This window comes from Arthrobacter sp. Soil_C_49 (genome assembly GCF_057656635.1).
Genome location: NZ_JBDGJZ010000010.1, coordinates 77,142 through 94,033, shown reverse-complemented (window position 1 = coordinate 94,033; position 16,892 = coordinate 77,142). Strand labels below are relative to the sequence as shown.

Annotated in this window: 13 protein-coding genes; 6 read left to right on the top strand and 7 right to left on the bottom strand. The window is 65.4% G+C overall.

Annotation, left to right across the window (positions count from 1 at the left end):
* The first annotated feature begins 103 nt into the window (after positions 1–103).
* Genes AC3A4Z_RS16085 through AC3A4Z_RS16070 form a run of 4 tightly spaced genes read left to right on the top strand, consistent with a single transcriptional unit; the run spans position 104 to position 3,625 of the window.
* Positions 104–1,405, top strand: coding sequence for an ABC transporter substrate-binding protein (locus AC3A4Z_RS16085; RefSeq protein WP_498712670.1), 1,302 nt, complete (start codon positions 104–106; stop codon positions 1,403–1,405).
* A 14-nt stretch (positions 1,406–1,419) separates the two neighbouring features.
* Positions 1,420–2,394, top strand: a complete 975-nt coding sequence (locus tag AC3A4Z_RS16080) for a carbohydrate ABC transporter permease (RefSeq protein ID WP_498712669.1) — start codon at positions 1,420–1,422, stop codon at positions 2,392–2,394.
* Positions 2,388–3,224, top strand: coding sequence for a carbohydrate ABC transporter permease (locus tag AC3A4Z_RS16075; RefSeq protein WP_498712668.1), 837 nt, complete (start codon positions 2,388–2,390; stop codon positions 3,222–3,224). Before AC3A4Z_RS16080 ends, AC3A4Z_RS16075 begins: the two co-directional genes overlap by 7 nt.
* Before the next feature lie 2 nt (positions 3,225–3,226).
* On the top strand, positions 3,227–3,625 hold the full coding sequence (locus AC3A4Z_RS16070) for a hypothetical protein (RefSeq protein WP_498712667.1): 399 nt from the start codon (positions 3,227–3,229) through the stop codon (positions 3,623–3,625).
* On the opposite strand, the gene AC3A4Z_RS16065 is transcribed toward AC3A4Z_RS16070, so the two are convergent.
* On the bottom strand, positions 3,618–4,709 hold the full coding sequence (locus AC3A4Z_RS16065) for a LacI family DNA-binding transcriptional regulator (protein ID WP_498712666.1): 1,092 nt from the start codon (positions 4,707–4,709) through the stop codon (positions 3,618–3,620). The two genes, AC3A4Z_RS16070 and AC3A4Z_RS16065, sit on opposite strands and share 8 nt — an antisense overlap.
* A gap of 260 nt (positions 4,710–4,969) precedes the next feature.
* On the opposite strand from AC3A4Z_RS16065, the gene AC3A4Z_RS16060 reads away from it, so the two are divergent.
* On the top strand, positions 4,970–8,452 hold the full coding sequence (locus tag AC3A4Z_RS16060) for a DEAD/DEAH box helicase (RefSeq protein WP_498712723.1): 3,483 nt from the start codon (positions 4,970–4,972) through the stop codon (positions 8,450–8,452).
* 191 nt (positions 8,453–8,643) lie between these two features.
* Complete coding sequence (locus AC3A4Z_RS16055; RefSeq protein ID WP_498712665.1) at positions 8,644–9,654, top strand: family 43 glycosylhydrolase; 1,011 nt, start codon at positions 8,644–8,646, stop codon at positions 9,652–9,654.
* Between the two features lie 152 nt (positions 9,655–9,806).
* Here AC3A4Z_RS16055 and AC3A4Z_RS16050 read toward each other — a convergent pair whose 3' ends face one another.
* The 6 genes from AC3A4Z_RS16050 to AC3A4Z_RS16025 all read right to left on the bottom strand — a co-directional run bounded on the left by AC3A4Z_RS16050 (position 9,807) and on the right by AC3A4Z_RS16025 (position 16,882).
* Entirely contained in the window at positions 9,807–11,096 is a 1,290-nt protein-coding gene (locus tag AC3A4Z_RS16050) for an ammonium transporter (RefSeq protein ID WP_498712664.1), read from the bottom strand.
* 309 nt (positions 11,097–11,405) lie between these two features.
* On the bottom strand, positions 11,406–12,656 hold the full coding sequence (locus AC3A4Z_RS16045) for an allantoate amidohydrolase (RefSeq protein ID WP_498712663.1): 1,251 nt from the start codon (positions 12,654–12,656) through the stop codon (positions 11,406–11,408).
* A gap of 47 nt (positions 12,657–12,703) precedes the next feature.
* Complete coding sequence (locus AC3A4Z_RS16040) at positions 12,704–13,879, bottom strand: FAD-dependent oxidoreductase (protein WP_498712662.1); 1,176 nt, start codon at positions 13,877–13,879, stop codon at positions 12,704–12,706.
* Entirely contained in the window at positions 13,879–15,255 is a 1,377-nt protein-coding gene (locus AC3A4Z_RS16035) for an FMN-binding glutamate synthase family protein (protein ID WP_498712661.1), read from the bottom strand. Before AC3A4Z_RS16035 ends, AC3A4Z_RS16040 begins: the two co-directional genes overlap by 1 nt.
* A gap of 8 nt (positions 15,256–15,263) precedes the next feature.
* Complete coding sequence (locus AC3A4Z_RS16030; protein ID WP_498712660.1) at positions 15,264–15,986, bottom strand: protein glxC; 723 nt, start codon at positions 15,984–15,986, stop codon at positions 15,264–15,266.
* Positions 15,974–16,882, bottom strand: a complete 909-nt coding sequence (locus AC3A4Z_RS16025; protein ID WP_498712659.1) for a class II glutamine amidotransferase domain-containing protein — start codon at positions 16,880–16,882, stop codon at positions 15,974–15,976. Before AC3A4Z_RS16025 ends, AC3A4Z_RS16030 begins: the two co-directional genes overlap by 13 nt.
* Positions 16,883–16,892 lie beyond the last annotated feature (10 nt).

Below are 16,892 nucleotides of genomic sequence, written 5' to 3'. Positions count from 1 at the left end.
CTGCGTCCGGTGTGGCCCAACGAAGGGCCGGCACCCCGCCCGCGGAGACTCGGCTATCCAGCCAACCGAGCGAAAGTAGAAGACAATGCGAAAAAGCACGCACATGATGACAGCCCTACTGGTGGGTACGGCCCTTGCATTGGCGGGTTGCGCCGGTGGAAGCCAGTCCGCTGCTCCCCTGGACCTGGAGAAAGAACCGGAGTATTCAGGAACGCTTAGTATTCTCACGAAATTCGGTGGAGATCCTCTTGAGCCCTACTTTAAGGACCTTGCCGCGGAGTACACCAAACTCCATCCGGGGGTCTCCTTTGAACTCATCCAGGAGACCGACCAAAGCATCAAGGACAAAACCAAAACCCTGACTGCTTCCCAGGCCTTGCCGGACATCTACTTCACCTGGGCGGGAAACTGGGCAAATAACTTCATCGACGGCGGCCTGGCTGCAGATCTGACGCCCGTCATAGCCCCCGGCACGGAGTGGGGAAGCACTTTCGGCGAATCGTCGCTCAAGGCCTTCGAAAAGGACGGAAAGTACTTTGCTGTCCCCCTGTACAACAACGGCAAATTCATGGGCTACAACCAAAGGATCTTTAAGGACCTGGGCCTCACCCCGCCGTCCAGCTTCGAGGAGCTGATCTCCTCGTGCTCGGTACTCAGGGCGGCCGGGTACGAGCCCATTGCCTTTGGCAACAAGGACGGCTGGCCGGGGCTGCACTACCTGCAGCAACTATTCGCCTATGAAGTCCCGGCTGAGTCGCTAAAAGCTGACTTCGATCCCCAGACGGCGAAACTGGACGACCCGGGGTACGTCCGGGCCATGGAAATGTTCACCGAGCTGATCAATAAGTGCACCGGGAGCGCCACGGACTCGAACGGCGTCCTCTACACCACTGCGCAGCAGGCGCTGGCTACGGGTACCGCCGGCATGTACTACCAGGAGGTCCTCGAATTCGATACCACTGCGGCGGAGGGCTCCCAGCTAAAGACCGACGGCCTGGGCATTTTCAAACTTCCCGCCTCGGCTGCGGCGAAGGGCGACCCGAAAGCCATAGAAGGTTCTCCCGAGGGGTATCTGATCAACCCCCGGTCAGAGAACGCGGCACTGGCGGTTGACTTCATGAAGTTTGCCACGAACACCGTTAACGCCACGAAGCTTTCATCGTCCCCCTACGGCCAGCCCAGCGCGGTCAAAGGCGTGGTCTCCGAACAGAACTCAAGCGGCCCGGTGGTGGAAGGGATTAAGCAGGTGAACGACGCGTCGGAAGCCATTATCTGGTTGGACTCCGTCACCGTTCCGGATGTGGCCGACGCTTGGCTGGCAGGGGGCGAAGCCCTTGTTGCCGGGACCCAGTCCCCGCAACAAGTCCTGGACACGGTGCGTTCCGCTTCCAACGCAGCCAAGTAGTAGTGGATCCTGCCATGACCGTTTCGAACGCGATCCGGAGGCCGGCACCCGCGGCCTCCGGAGATGACAGCATGGACGTTTCTGATGGCCGGAAGGGGTCCAGCAGGAGGAAGGGTGCCCGATGGCGAAATGTTGTTTGGGTCCTGCCGGCAGTTTTGCTGCTTTGCGCCTTTTGTTACCTGCCGCTGGTACAGAACCTGGGCTTCAGCCTCCTCAAGTGGGACATTTACAGCGGACGGCAGACATTTGTTGGTGCCGACAACTACCTCAAGATGTTCCATGACCCCATCTTCTGGAAATCACTCCTGAACAACACCCTTTACGCCGGAATCTCCATCGTCTTCCAGGTGTTCGGAGCGCTGGTTCTAGCCGCACTGGTAGAGGGACTGCCCGGTCCGCGCTGGCGGGGTACTCTCCGGGCGATCTACTTCATCCCCTCGGCAATATCCCTCACGGTGGCCGGGCTTCTGTTCTACTTCATCTACGAGCCGCGGATGGGCATCCTGAACGCCGCGCTCGAAAATTTGGGGCTGGGAAATTTTGCCCAAGCCTGGCTTGGTCAGGAAAACACGGCGATCTTCGGCATCATCGCCATGAGCCAGTGGCAGGGATTCGGCTACTGCACCCTGCTTTTTGCCGTGGCGCTGCAACGAATCCCCTCCGAATTGTTTGAGGCAGCATCAATTGACGGCGTTGGTCCCATCCGCCGGTTCTTCTCTATCTCCCTGCCCCTGGTGCGTGAAATGAGCAGCTTGATGATGATCGTGACAGTCTCTGGAGCCTTCCAGGTATTCAACGAGGTGATGGTAATGACCACTGGCGGTCCGAACAATTCCAGCCAGGTTTTGGGCACATGGCTCTACCGCAGCGGTTTTGTCCGCAATGACTTCGGCTACGCTGCGGCCATTGCCACGGCTGTTTTCGTTATAACGCTGGTTCTCGCGGTGGTTCAGCTCAGGCTGGCCAAGCGCAGGAGGGTGGAATGGTGACACGCTCTTCCGTGCTGATGCTCCTGGGCCGGGTATTTGTCCAAGCCATCCTCGTGGCCCTGGCCATCGTTGTTGTCTATCCCCTGCTGTGGATGCTGCTGAACGGCGTGAAAACGAACTCGGAACTGTTCGCCGATCCGTTCGCTCTTCCGCAGACCTGGCGATGGGAAAACTATGTGACTGCCTGGAACCGCGGAGTAGGTGATTACCTCACCACGAGCGTCCTCGTCACAGTGGCATCCACCATCGCCACTGTGCTGATCAGTGCGTGGGCCGCCTACGGTCTGACCAGAGTAAACATTCCCTTCAACCGGACCATCCTTATTCTGATCCTGGCGGGGCTGATGCTGGCGCCCACCGTTGCCCTCATTCCTTTGGTTAAGATGTTCCAGGCGCTGGGTCTTTACAACAGCTTTTGGGCCCTCCTGATTCTGTACACGGCCTTCCGGGTTCCCTTCACCACCTTCCTGATCCGGGCCTACATGCTGGATTTGCCCCTCGAGGTGGATGAGGCAGCAGCCGTGGACGGGGCGTCCAAAGCACGAGCCTTTTGGCAGGTCATCCTGCCCATGTGCCGGCCGATCATCATCTCCACCATCCTGCTCAATGTTCTCTTCACCTGGAATGAGTACCTTTTCGCCATGATATTTACCAGCGGCGGGGCACTGCAGACGTTGCCTGTGGGACTCACCAACCTCATGGCCAAACACGGCACGGACTACCCGGTGGTGTTCGCCGGAATGGCCATCGCCGCCGTTCCCGTGATCGTGCTCTTCTTCGCCGGGCAACGATATTTCATACGAGGCCTGGCCGATGGCGTAGGGAAGTAATGATGGGCCACCCCGCCTTGGACCAGGTGTACGGCTCCAACTTGGCGTACCAGCACCACACGCTTGAGCGCTGCCTCGACAACATGGTGGAACTGGGACGCAGGGAGGTGGAGCTGTGGGGCGTAGCTCCACACCTGTACATCCCGAAGATAAGCAACGTCGAGGTCATGAAGGTGCGGAAGCTGTTGCGGGAACGCGGGCTGACTGTGGCGTGCCTGACCCCTGAGCAGGTTGCCTATCCGGTCAATATCGCGTCAGGGGCGGACCCGCTGAGGGAGGCCAGCCTGCAGCTCATCCTCCGGGCGGCGGAAGAGTGGGCCTCGAAATTCGGCGTCTCGTGCGTGCTGTGCTTGGACGCATTCGTCGACGCCGCGCGCAACCTGGATATGTCCGCTACGTGACGGGCAGGCCGGGCCGTCCGTGAGGTGCCGGCCCCACTGATCCCCGCTTCACCAGTGTCGCGGCAAATTTCGGTGTGGCGGCCGGCGCTTTCCTTCCCTGGATCTGGCGGATAAGGGCATCAGCTGCGGCAACACCCATCTCGTACACGGGCTGGGCGATGACCGTCAGCGGAGGGGTGGTGAGGCGGGTCCAGGCAAAGTCGTCGTACATCAGGAACGAGACATCGCCCGGGATCGAAAGGCCCAGGTCCTGGATTGCCTCAACCACGCTGAGTCCGATGAGCCCGTCCGAGGCTATGATCGCCGTTGCCGGATCAGGCTGCTGCAGCAGCTCGCGGGTGATTTTTTTGATGGATTCCGGGCCTCCGGCGTTGAGCCGGACCAGGTCCTCGGGCTGGGGAAGTCCCGCTTCCTCAAAGGCACGCTTCATGCCGTCCCGCCGGTCGGCGATCTGTGAAGAATCCAGCGGCAGGCCTGCGAAGTACAGCTCGTCCATCCGGAGGGTGGAAATGAAGGCTATCCGGTGGTGCCCCTCCTGGATCAGATGGGTGGTGGACTCGTAAGAAATTCCCTCCATTTCCACCGCCACTGTTTCCACATCCAGCCCCGGGGCCTTGCGGTCAAGGAGCACCAACGGGCGGCCGGACTTGTGGACATCTTCCAGGTGCGCAGTATCCACTGATGACGCCGGAGCGATGATCAGCCCGTCCACACGCTTGTCCAGCAGCACCTTGACCGCGTCCACTTCCGCTGCAGTGTCCTCATCCGTGTTGACCAGGATGACATTGAAGCCGCTCTTTTTTGCGGTATCCGTGATCCCCCGGGTGGCGAGGCCGAAGTGCGGGTTTTCGATGTCGCCCACCACCACGCCGATAGTGTTCGACTTCCCCGTGTTCATGCTGCGCGCGAGCTCGTTCGGCCGGTAATTCAGCTCTTCTGCGGCAGCCAGCACACGTTCACGCACGTCGTCGCTGACCGCGCCGTAATTTCCCAGTGCCCGGGCTGCCTGGGCTTTGGATACCTGGGCGGCCTTGGCGACGTCGGCCACCGTGACGTCGCGCCGCCGTGACGCGTCAGTGCTCATATCGGCCTTTCCTGTGGGCGTACGCCGCCCTACGGTGCTTATGAATGTGAGTCCGGTCTCAATCCTAGGGACTGCGACCGGAGGCAGCAAGAGGTACCACGAAAGAACAGCCAGCCGCCCTTTCCGCGTCCTGCCCTCCTCACCTGCCTCCCGCCCTCGGCGAACCGCGGCACGCCCTCCCCCGCCGGCGAACTAAGATGGATCAGATAACCAACCACCGGCCCCGGCCCCGCCGCGGCGTGTTGAAAGTAGCGCGCACCATTCCATCCCACCCGGACGAAAGTACGGCACTGGCAATACAGACCCCCGCCATTAACGACCGTTCCCTGGCGGCCGGACTGGCGTATGCCATGGGCAGCCGTGTCTCTGGCATCTCGTTCGACCCCGCCACAGGCCTCATGCTGGGCAAGGTCCGCGGCGGCGCGGACGTGCCCTATTCCACCACTGCCAAACTGGTCCGCAAGGCCGGCGGCTGGAGCTGCACCGTGGGCGTGTGCAGCTGCCCGGTCCGGAAGGACTGCAAGCACGTTGCAGCCTTGCTCTTTGCCGCCGAGGACAACCCGGCCACCCGTGTCCAGCTCCTGTCGCCGGCCACCGCCACCCAGGTCTCGCGTGAGCCGTTCGTGGCCGTTTCGGATTGGGAGAAGGCGCTCAGCCCCCTGATCTCCCAGCCCGGGGCCGCACCCTCCACCGGTGGTGTTCCGCTGGCACTCCAGTTCGAGGTGGAGGAACCGGCCCCGCACTTTTCCTACACAGGACGGCGGGACCCCCTCCGCAGCGTCCGCCAGCTCAAGGCACGCCCCGTCATCATGGGCACCAAGGGCAAGTGGATCCGCGGCGACGTCTCCTGGAACACCCTGAGCTACCTGAACTTCCGCCGCGAATGCAATGAAGCGCACGTGGAATGGATGCAGGAGTTCCTGGCTGCCCATTCCGCCTCTGCCAGCCGGATGCAGAACTCCACCGGCCTGTGGCTGGGCCTGAACACTTACTCCGGAAAGAACCTGTGGAGCCTGCTCGCCGATGCCCGGAAGATCGGGCTTGCCCTGGTCCACTCCAAGAACAGTGAACCGGTGCGGCTCGCGGAGTCCCCCGCCGCCGTCGGCCTTAACCTGGGCCGGTACGGCGCGCCGGTGAATGACAACCCCGCGAACGAAAGCCCGGCGGGTGAACGCGCAGAGGACCAGGGCACACCAGCCAAGCACCAAGCACCCGACGGCGGGCTGGAGCTCGCCCCCACCATCACCGTCGAGGGCGAAGACGTTGATCCCGCCGCCGTGGGAACCATCGGCCGGCCTGCGCACGGCATCTTTTTCACCTCGGGTGAGGCCGCCCTGCCGGGAATTCCGGACCCGGACGGCCTCATCACGCTGGCACCACTCGAGGGCGGCCTGAGCGAGGAGCTGCTGGCGTTCGTCACGGCCGGAAGCACCCTGCACATCCCCGCCAAGGACGAGACGCGCTTCCTCACCGGCTTCTATCCCAAGCTCAAGCAGACTGCCCGGGTCACGGCCCGCGACGAGTCCGTTGCGCTGCCCGCACTGGCCGTCCCCACGTTGTCGCTGCTCGCCAACTACGGGGCCGATCACAGGCTCCGGCTGCACTGGGAGTGGCACTACAAAACGGGGAACCTGGTCACCGCCCAGCCGCTGTGGCGGCACCCCGGCGACCATGGCTACCGTGACGACACCGCCGAAGCACGCATCCTTGAGGGCGTCGGCCAGCCGTGGGAAGTGGTTCCTGCCCTGGGTGAATCCGCCACCGGCGGCTGGGGAACTCCCCGGCTTGCGGCATCCGTGGAGCTGAAAGGCCTCGACACTCTGGCGTTCACCGAGGAGGTCCTCCCCCGCCTGCGCGAGGCTTCCGACGTCGACGTGGATACGGTGGGCGAGATCGCCGACTACCGCGAGGCCGAGGAAGCGCCGGTGGTTTCCATCTCCACCAAGGCAACGGAGCAGCGCGACTGGTTCGACCTCGGCATCCAGATTTCGCTCGAGGGCCAGCCGGTGTCCTTCGCCGCAGTGTTCTCGGCGCTCGCCGCGGGCCAGACCAAGATGCTGCTGCCCAGCGGCGCCTACTTCTCCCTGGACCTGCCCGAGCTCCACCAGCTCCGCGCGCTGATCGAGGAGGCGCGCTCGCTGCAGGACAACAAGGATGCGCCGCTGCAGATCAGCCGCTTCCAGGCCGGCCTGTGGGATGAGCTGGCACAGCTGGGGATCGTGGACGAGCAGGCGGCGGCCTGGCGGTCGGCCGTGGGCGGTTTGCTGGAAGGCGGCGTGGACGGCCTGCCCCTTCCAGGCACCCTCAACGCGGAGCTCCGTCCGTACCAGCTGGAAGGCTTCAACTGGCTCACCTTCCTGTACAAGCACAGCCTGGGCGGCATCCTCGCCGACGATATGGGCCTGGGCAAGACCGTGCAGGCGCTCGCACTGATGTGCGCGGCGAAGGAGCTGGCCCTTGGTGCCGCTGCGGAGGGTGCCGGCGCTACAGCGTCCGACGCCGGCGCTCCCTTTTTGGTGGTGGCCCCCACCAGCGTCGTGGGCAACTGGGCCCTGGAAGCCGCGCGCTTCGCGCCCGGCCTGAAAGTCCACGCCATCAGCGAGACCTTCGCCAAGAGCAGCCAGGTCCCGGCCGAAGCCCTCGCCGGCGCCGACATCGTGATCACGTCCTACGCCCTGTTCCGGATCGACTACGAGGCCTACGCGTCCCATACCTGGGCGGGCCTGGTGCTGGACGAGGCCCAGTTCGTAAAGAACCACCAGTCCAAGGCGTACCAGTGCGCCCGGAAACTGCCGGCCGCCTTCAAGCTGGCTATCACGGGCACGCCGCTGGAAAACAACCTGATGGAGTTCTGGGCCCTCACCTCCATCGTCGCGCCCGGCCTGTTCTCCAGCCCCAAGCGCTTCGCGGAGTATTACCAGAAGCCGGTGGAGAAAAACGGCGACAAGGGGCAGCTGGACAAGCTCCGCCGTCGGGTCCGTCCGCTGATGATGCGCCGCACCAAGGATCAGGTCATCAAGGACCTGCCGCCCAAGCAGGAGCAAATCCTGGAAGTGGTGCTGAACCCGCGTCACCAGAAGGTGTACCAGACGCACCTGCAGCGGGAACGGCAGAAGATCCTGGGCCTGATCGAGGACGTCAACAAAAACCGGTTCACGATCTTCCAGTCGCTGACCCTGCTGCGGCAGCTCAGCCTGGACGCCTCCCTCGTGGACCCTGCACTGACGTCGGTCCGTTCCAGCAAGCTGGACGTTTTGTTCGAGCAGCTGGAGGACCTGGTGGCCGAGGGGCACCGCGCCCTGATCTTCAGCCAGTTCACCGGGTTCCTGGGCAAGGTCCGCGAGCGGCTGGACGAGGAGAAGATCGAGTACTGCTACCTCGACGGCGGCACCCGGAACCGTGCCGACGTCGTCAGCGAGTTCAAAAACGGCAGCGCCCCCGTGTTCCTGATCTCACTGAAGGCCGGCGGTTTCGGCCTCAACCTCACCGAAGCCGACTACGTGTTCCTGCTGGATCCCTGGTGGAACCCGGCCTCCGAGGCGCAGGCGGTGGACCGGACACACCGGATCGGCCAGGCGCGGAACGTCATGGTCTACCGGCTCGTGGCCAAGGACACCATCGAGGAAAAGGTCATGGCGCTGAAGGCCCGGAAGTCGCAGCTGTTCGCCGACGTGATGGAGGGCGATGCCCTGGCCGGCGGCGCCATCACCGCCGAAGACCTGGCAGGGCTGTTCCAGGAGTAGCGCTTGCGGCCGGCGTGATTTCGACAGGGATCGGCATGTTCGAGGCGCACGTTCAATTTCGAGGCGCATATTCCCTGGCGCGGCCCATATACAGGTAGCGTCCGGGAATCTGCGCAGCGAGAAGGCGTTTGCGCGTCGTGAACATGGACATATGCTGGTCTCCAAGGCAAAACTACAACGTTGGAGAAACCGTGTGCCAGCAGGCCGCCAAGCAGACCTCCGCACCCCCGGCCCTTCCTCCCCTGCGCCCGGACGCCTTCAGCACTCCGTACCGTGACCCAGTGTGGGACGGCCCCACCGATCCCGTCCTGGTGCCGGACCACCTGACCGGCGAGTGGGTGCTGTTCTACACCCAGCGCCGGGCCACAGCTCTTGGCCTCACGGGCGTGAAGTGGGTGCACGGCACCGCGATCGGCATGGCAAGGTCCTCCGACGGCGGACTCAACTGGACCTACCAAGGCACCGCGGACGGACTGGTCCCGCCGCACACTGCACTGCCCGCCACCCTGTGGGCTCCCGACGTCGTACGGATCGGCGGCCAGTGGATCATGTACCTGACGGTGCTCGGCGGGGTACGGACGGACTGGACCGGGACCGCGTCCATCGTCCAGTTCGCCAGCCGGGACCTGGCCAACTGGGAGTACCTGGGCGCCATCGGCCTGGACTCGCCCCGTGCCATCGACGCCGCCGTCGCCCGGTGCGGGGACGGCAGGTACCGGCTCTGGTACAAGGATGAAGCCCGCGGATCGAACACTTACAGCGCGGTCAGCGATACCCCGGAGGATCCGTCGTCATGGGTTCTTGAAGGAGTCACCATCCCGGGTCGTCCACACGAAGGGCCGAAGGTCTTCCGGATGGACGGGACGTTCTGGATGATTGTGGACGAGTGGCGCGGCCAGGGCGTGTACCGTTCGGAAGACGGCGCGGGTGGCTGGGTCCGGCAGGACCACCTGGGCGGGCTCATCCTCACGGCGCCGGAGTCGGTGGACGGGAGGCCCGTCGTCGGACGCCACGCTGATGTGGTCCCGCTTCCCCCGCAGGAGGACGGCACTGAACGGGCGCTGCTGGTTTATTTCACCCACCCGCACTGGGGCGGCGAGGACATCGACACCATGGCACCTGGCCCGAAGACCCGCCTCAGCCACGTACGGGCGGCGGTGCTCAAGGTGCGCGACGGCATCCTGGTCTGCAGCGAGCCGTAACCAGCAGTGAGCCGTAACGAGTAAAGGCAGCAGGCACGACAAAGGGCCAAACCTTGGAACTATAAGCCAGCTGCTGCTGGCACCGGTCCAAGGCTTGGCCCTCTGCCTGACTCGTATCCCGGGCGCCCCCACCCGGAATTCTTTACTGCAGGCTAGGCCCGCTGCGGTGAACCAAGCTCCACCGGATCCTCGTCCGTCAGGTAGGCCAGCTCCGAGTGGGCCGCGAGGTCGATGCCGCGCAGCTCGTCTTCCGGCTTGATGCGCAGGCCAATCGTCTTGTCCAGGATCTTGGCCAGGACCCAGGTGATACCGAACGAGTAGACCAGCACGGAGACGGTTGCCAGCGCCTGGACACCCAGCAGTTCGACGCCGCCGCCGTAGAAGAGGCCGCTGACCCCGTTGGGTGCAGCATCGGTGGCGAACAGGCCGATCAGCAGGGTTCCGAGGATGCCGCCCACGAGGTGGACGCCCACCACGTCGAGCGAATCGTCGAAGCCGAGGCGGAACTTGAGCTCAATGGCGAGGGAGCACACGGCCCCGGCGATCGCGCCGATGGCAACCGCACCGAGCGGGCTGACGGCGCCACAGGCCGGGGTGATGGCAACCAGTGCCGAGATCAGGCCGGATGCCGCGCCCATGCTGGTGGCAGCCCCGTGGCGGACCCGCTCAACAAGTGCCCAGGCGAGGAGGCCTGCGGAAGCAGCAACAGCGGTGTTCAGGAAGACCACCGACGCCGACTGGCCGGCGGAGAGTGCCGAGCCGGCGTTGAAGCCGAACCAGCCCACCCACAGCAGGCCTGCGCCCACCAGCACCAGCGGGCGGCTGTGCGGCTTGGCATGTTCCACCTTGGGCCAGCCGGAGCTCTTGCCCAGGACCAGGGCCAGGGCCAGGGCCGCAGCGCCGGCGTTCATGTGCACCGCGGTGCCGCCGGCGAAGTCGATGGCCTTGATGCCGCTGGCGATCCAGCCACCGGTCACGCTGCCGTCAGCGGAGGAGAAGGCGAACACCCAGTGCGCGATGGGGAAGTAGACGATGGTGGCCCAGATGCCGGCAAACAGCATCCACGCGCCGAACTTCATCCGGCCGGCTGCGGCTCCGGCAACCAGTGCTGTGGTGACGCAGGCGAAGAACAGCTGGAAGGCGGCGAAGAGAATCACCGGGATAGACGCCCCCTCATCCGCGGGCAGCAGCTGCGCCATGCCGGGGAACTCGGTGACGTCCCCGATGAGCCCCATGCCCGCTACCGAGTTTCCGAAGGCCATGGAGTAGCCGAAGAGGGCCCACAGGACGGCCACCAGGCTGGCGCCGCCGAAGCACATCATCATCATGTTGAGGATGCGGCGCGACCCCACCATGCCCCCGTAAAACAGGGCCAGGGCGGGGATCATCATACAAACCAGCGCGGAGCTGGCCAGAATCCAAGCGACATTTCCCGAATCCATGGGAAACCCCTTTCGTGATGCGAAGAGAGAACGGTAAATTGCCGTCAGAGCCGCTCCGTCGGGAGGGACGCGGGGTAGGTACCGCGTTCAGCAGAGGATGGCTATTGCCGTCGTGCTCCAACTGTATGGCGGCGATTTTGGGCTAGGTTTCCGGTGTGTTAAATGATGGTTTCAGTCGTTCACACACCAGTTTCAGCAGTCCCGCAAAGAGCAACTGTCCTACCCGCATCAGCAGCATGCGGGGCGGGACCGGAAGCCGCCGGGGGAACAGCTGCGGCGGGAATCCACGCGGGACGGACGACGGCGGCCCTAGCCGATGGCGCGGGCCTCACCGAGCAGCCCCACGAGGGAGTCCGCCAGCGCCACGGCGCCTTCCTCCGCGTCCCAGTCCTCCACCAGTTCGTCCGGGGAGTGCGAGATGCCGGTGGGGTTCCGTACGAACAGCATGGCGGTGGGGATGTGTGCACCCAGCACGCCGGCGTCGTGCCCCGCCCCGGTGTCCAGGACCGGCGCGGCGGGAAGCAGTTCCTGCAGCCGGTCCCGCAGGCCGCCGTCGAAATGCACTGTGGGACTCAGCGATTCCGTTGTCAGGCTGGCGTGGCAGTCTTCCTCGGCGGCGAAGATTTCGGCATTCAGCCGGATGGCTTCCACCAGCGCCGCGGTGACGGAGTCCTCCGGGTGGCGGACGTCGATCCAGAGGTCCACCCGGGAGGCGATGACGTTGGTTCCGCCCGGGACAGGTTGGATCCTGCCGACGGTGGCGCGGGCGTCCCGGTATTTCCTGGCGGTGTCGCGGATGCTGACCATGATTTTGGCAGCAGCGATCATCGGGTCCTTGCGGCCCGCCATCAGAGTAGTGCCGGCATGGTTTCCCTGTCCGCTGATGCTGAGCTTCCAGCGGCCGTGGCCCAGGATCGAGGAGCCGATGGCCACTGGCTGGTTCAGGTCGATCAGTCCCCTGCCCTGTTCCACGTGCAGTTCCACGAACAGGCCCAGCTGCTGGAGGGCCTTGTAATCGGCGCCGATCAGCCGGGGGTCCTGCCCGTTCGCGGCCGCGACGTCCGCATAGGTGTTGCCGTCCGGGTCCTTCAGGCGGCGTGCCTTGTCCGGGTCCAGTTCGCCGGTGAGGAGCCGGGAACCCAGGCAGGCCACGCCGAACCGCGAGCCCTCCTCCTCGGGGAAGACGGCGATGGCCAGCGGCCTGCGGGGACGGAGCATGCGGGCTTTCAGGATGTCGACGGCGACCAGGGCCGAGGCAACCCCCAACGGACCGTCATACGCGCCTCCGCCCGGGACCGAGTCGAGGTGGCTGCCCGTGACTACGGCGTCCCTGCGCCCGCCGGCGGAGGTGTCCCACCAGGCCCAGATGATGCCGTTGTGGTCGGTGTGAACGTCGAGTCCGCGCCGTTCGGCCTGCTCGATGAACCAGGTCCGCAGGTCCGTTTCGGCGCTGGAGAACACCGGTCGGGAGTAGCCGCCCCGTGATGCGTCCCTGCCGATGGTGGAGATGTCCTGCAGCAGGCTGGTAACAGTGGCTGCGCTGATTCTGGCAGAAGGCAAGGCATCTGCTGGGGGGATGGTCTGTGGAACGCTCACTGGTATCCGTTCTAGGTGGTCAAGGCTGTTGAAGTGGCGCTCCGGAACCGGCCGGGAACTGTCCCGGTGCCGGTGGCCAGGTCCGCGGCCCATTGGCCAATCAGCGGCGCGAACTTGGCGCCGTGCCCCGAGCAGGGCGAGAGGACGGTGAGGTTCTCCGCGCGGTCGATGATGAAGTCCTCATTGGGGGTGTTGGTGAACAGGCAGGTGGTTTCGGCGTACGGTTCCGGGTCCAGACCGGGAAGGTAGCGGCTGACGTAGTCCACTACGCGGCGCCGGTTGGCCGGGTCTACTTCACCGGTCTGGTCAAACGCGGACGGGATCAGCTTCCCGCCGTTGTACTCCGCCACTTTCTGGCCGGCAAAGCCGGCGTCGCGTCCGCCGGGAAGCCCGTAGGCCTGGATGTCCGCGGCCTTGTGGATGAAAGTCGGCCAGGCCGCAGCACCCGAAGCGGCAGCGCCGGCGCCGGAATCCCTGTACTTGAAGTGGAAGGCCTGCTCCTGCCGGACGGTGATCTCCGGTAGCCCGGCCAGGAAACCGGCGGGAAGGGACAGCTGTCCCAGCAGCCCCGGCAACCAGCCGCCAGCGCTGATCACCACGTTGCCGGCGTCTACCGTTTCGCCCGCCGAGGAACGGAGCCGGTAACCGCTGCCGGTCCGCTCCACGCTGCGCAGCTCCCAGCCGGTCTGCAGCCGGGCGCCGTGCCCGACGGCGAGTCCCACCATGGCGTTCACGGCGGTTTCCGCGTCGATCACCCCCGCCCCGGGGTGCCAGAGGACCTCGGTATCGAAGGCGATCTGCGGCCACCGCGTACGGGCTTCGGCAGCGCTCAGGAGTTCGTGCTCGATTCCTTCATCGGCCAGCACCGCGGCCAGCAGCCGGGGATTGCGCTCCGGGCCGTAGTCCACGGCGCCGAACGGAGTGATCAGGGAGTTTCCGGAGGCCGTAGCCAGCCCGTCCCACAGCGACTTCGACTCCACCACCGCCCGGGTATAAAAGGGGTCCGGGTAGGCGTAGCGGAAGATCCGGGCGGAGCCGTGGGAACTGCCATCGTGCGCGGCCGGGGTACTGCGCTCCAAAAGGGTGACCTGGTGGCCGCGGGAGGCGAGCTGCCACGCGGTGGCGGCGCCGGCGAGGCCAGCGCCCACCACTACATAGTCGGAGGATTCAGAGGGGGCGTCAGGCATCAGAAGCTTCCCTGGCCGGGGATCCACGAGGTGCCGGCCAGCGGCACGCGGGCCATAGCGGAGGCCTCGATGGTCAGTGCCACCAGGTCCTCGGGTTCCAGGTTGTGCAGGTGGGACTTTCCGCAGGCCCGGGCAATGGTCTGGGCTTCCATGGTGAGGACGCGGAGGTAGTTGGCCAGGCGTTTGCCTGCGGCTACCGGGTCCAGCCGGGAAGACAGCTCCGGGTCCTGCGTGGTGATGCCCGCCGGGTCACGGCCGTCCTGGAAGTCGTCATAGAACCCGGCGGCGGAGCCCAGGGCGGAGTATTCCGCGGCGTAGCGGGGATCGTTGTCGCCGAGCGCGATCAGCGCCGCGGTGCCGATTGCAACGGCGTCCGCCCCGAGGGCCATGGCCTTGGCCACGTCCGCCCCGGTCCGGATGCCGCCGGAGACGATGAGTTGGACCTTACGGTGGACCCCGAGTTCCTGCAGGGCCTGGACGGCCTGCGGGATGGCGGCGAGGGTGGGGATGCCGACGTTTTCGATGAACACCTGCTGCGTGGCCGCGGTACCGCCCTGCATGCCGTCCACCACCACCACGTCGGCACCGGACTTCACGGCGAGAGCGGTGTCGTAGTAGGGCCGGGAGGCACCGATTTTGACGTAGATGGGGGTCTTCCAGTCGGTGATTTCGCGCAGCTCACCGATCTTGATTTCAAGGTCGTCGGGGCCGGTCCAGTCCGGGTGGCGGCTGGCGGACCGTTGGTCGATCCCCACGGGAAGCGTGCGCATGCCGGCCACGCGTTCGGTGATCTTCTGGCCGAGGAGCATGCCTCCTCCACCGGGCTTGGCGCCCTGGCCCAGCACGATTTCGATGGCGTCGGCCTTGCGCAGGTCGTCCGGGTTCATGCCGTACCGGGACGGCAGGTACTGGTACACGAGGTGCTTGGACTGGCCGCGCTCCTCAGGCGTCATGCCGCCGTCTCCCGTGGTCGTGGAGGTCCCCACCTCGCTGGCGCCGCGGCCCAGTGCTTCCTTCGCGTTGGCGGACAGGGCGCCGAAGCTCATGCCGGCGATGGTCACCGGGGTCTGCAGGTGCAGCGGGCGCGTGGCGTGCCGGTCGCCGAGGACCACGTCGGTATCGCACTTTTCGCGGTAGCCCTCCAGCGGGTAGCGGGACATGGAGGCGCCGAGGAAGAGCAGGTCGTCAAAGTGCGGGACCTTGCGCTTGGCGCCCCAGCCGCGGATGTCGTAGACGCCGGTGGCGGCGGCACGCTGGATGTCGGAGATGGTGGCCCGGTCGAAGGTGGCGGACTCGCGCAGGCCCAATTCGGCCAAGTCCTGCGCGGGTGCTGCCGTTGGTGCTTCAGCGGGGAGCGGTACTGAGGTGATGGTCATGGGGGCTCCTAGTACGACGTCGAGTTGTCGACGCGGAAGTGGTAAAGGTTCCGGGCTGAGCCGTAGCGCTTGAAGTCGGCGGGATTGTCGGTGCGTCCGGCGGCGGCCAGCAGCTCCCCGAGTTCGGCGAGGTGCCCTTCGCGCAGCGGCTTTTCGATGCAGTCGGCGCCAAGGGAAGCCACCGTGCCCTTGACGTAAAGGCGCGCCTCGTAGATGGAGTCGCCCAGGGCGTCGCCGGCGTCACCGCAGACCACCAGCCGGCCGGCCTGGGCCATGAACGCGGACATGTGGCCGATGTTGCCGCCCACCACGATGTCCACGCCCTTCATGGAGATCCCGCAGCGGGCACCGGCGTTGCCGTCGATGACCACCAGGCCGCCGTGGCCGGTGGCCGCCGCCGACTGGGACGCGTCACCCGTGACGTGGACCCTGCCGGACATGATGTTCTCGGCCAGTCCGACGCCGGCATTGCCGTTGATGGACACGTTGCCTTTTTGGTGCATCCCGGCTGCGTAGTAGCCGGCGTGGCCTTCAATGGTCACGTTGATGTCCGCGTTGATACCGACGGCCAGGCTGTGCTTGCCGCCGGGGTTGGTGACGGTCCAGGCCTGCCCGTCAACGGCATTGTGGATGGCCTGGTTGAGTTCGCGGACGGTGGTGGCTGCCAGGTCAACCGTGGTTTCGTTCAGCGCGTCAACGGTGGGGGCTTCGGGGGCTGTCAGAGTGACCATGTGTAGACCTTTCCGGGTTCCGGTTCAAAGATGCGGGCGTTGTTGATGCCGGGCAGGCCGGCCAGTGCGCGGTATTCGGAGGCCATGGCCACATAGTCGTCCGTTTCGGCGATGATGGCCGGCTTGCAGGCGATGGGGTCCCGGACCACGGCCATGCTGTCCGCGGTGGTGACCACCAGGGTGTAGAAACCGTCCAGGACTTTGCCCAGGTTCACCAGTGCTTCCTCGAGGGTGTCGCCCTGCTTCAGCCGGGAGGCGACGTAGCGGGCGCCCACTTCGGTGTCGTTCTCGGAATCGAACACCACGCCCTCGCGCTTGAGTTCGCGTCGGACGGTGGCGTGGTTGGAGAAGGAGCCGTTGTGGACCAGGCAGAGGTCGTCGGCCACCGAGAAGGGATGGGAGCCGCCCGCGGTGACGGCGGATTCGGTGGCCATCCGGGTGTGGGACAGGCCCTGGCTTCCGGCCATGGCTTCCAGTCCGTGCTCTGCGGCGATCTCCATCGGATGGCCCACGCTCTTCATCACGGCGACGTGCTCGCCGCGTCCGATGATGGTGGCGTCCGGCAGGGTTTCGCTGACTGCTTTCACCAGCAGGTCAGTCCCGACGGCGGCACTCACCAGGGTGGTATCGCCCACCACTTTGACGGATGCTGCTGCTTCGGAGGAAAGGAGGGCGGCGACGCCTGCGGTGATGGCCGCCGTCGTCATTCCCTGGTCCTTGCCCAGCAGGCTCAGCGTGGACGTCCCGGGGGAAACGAGGCCGGGGGTGTTGTAGACGGCGAGGCCGGCGGAGTCCGGTCCGCGGTCAACGATCTGGCATAGCATCGAGGACAGCAGGCTGCCCATCTGGGGATGCAGCGAGGGGTTGCGCAGCTGCAGCGCGGCGATTCCGCACATGGTGGTCCTT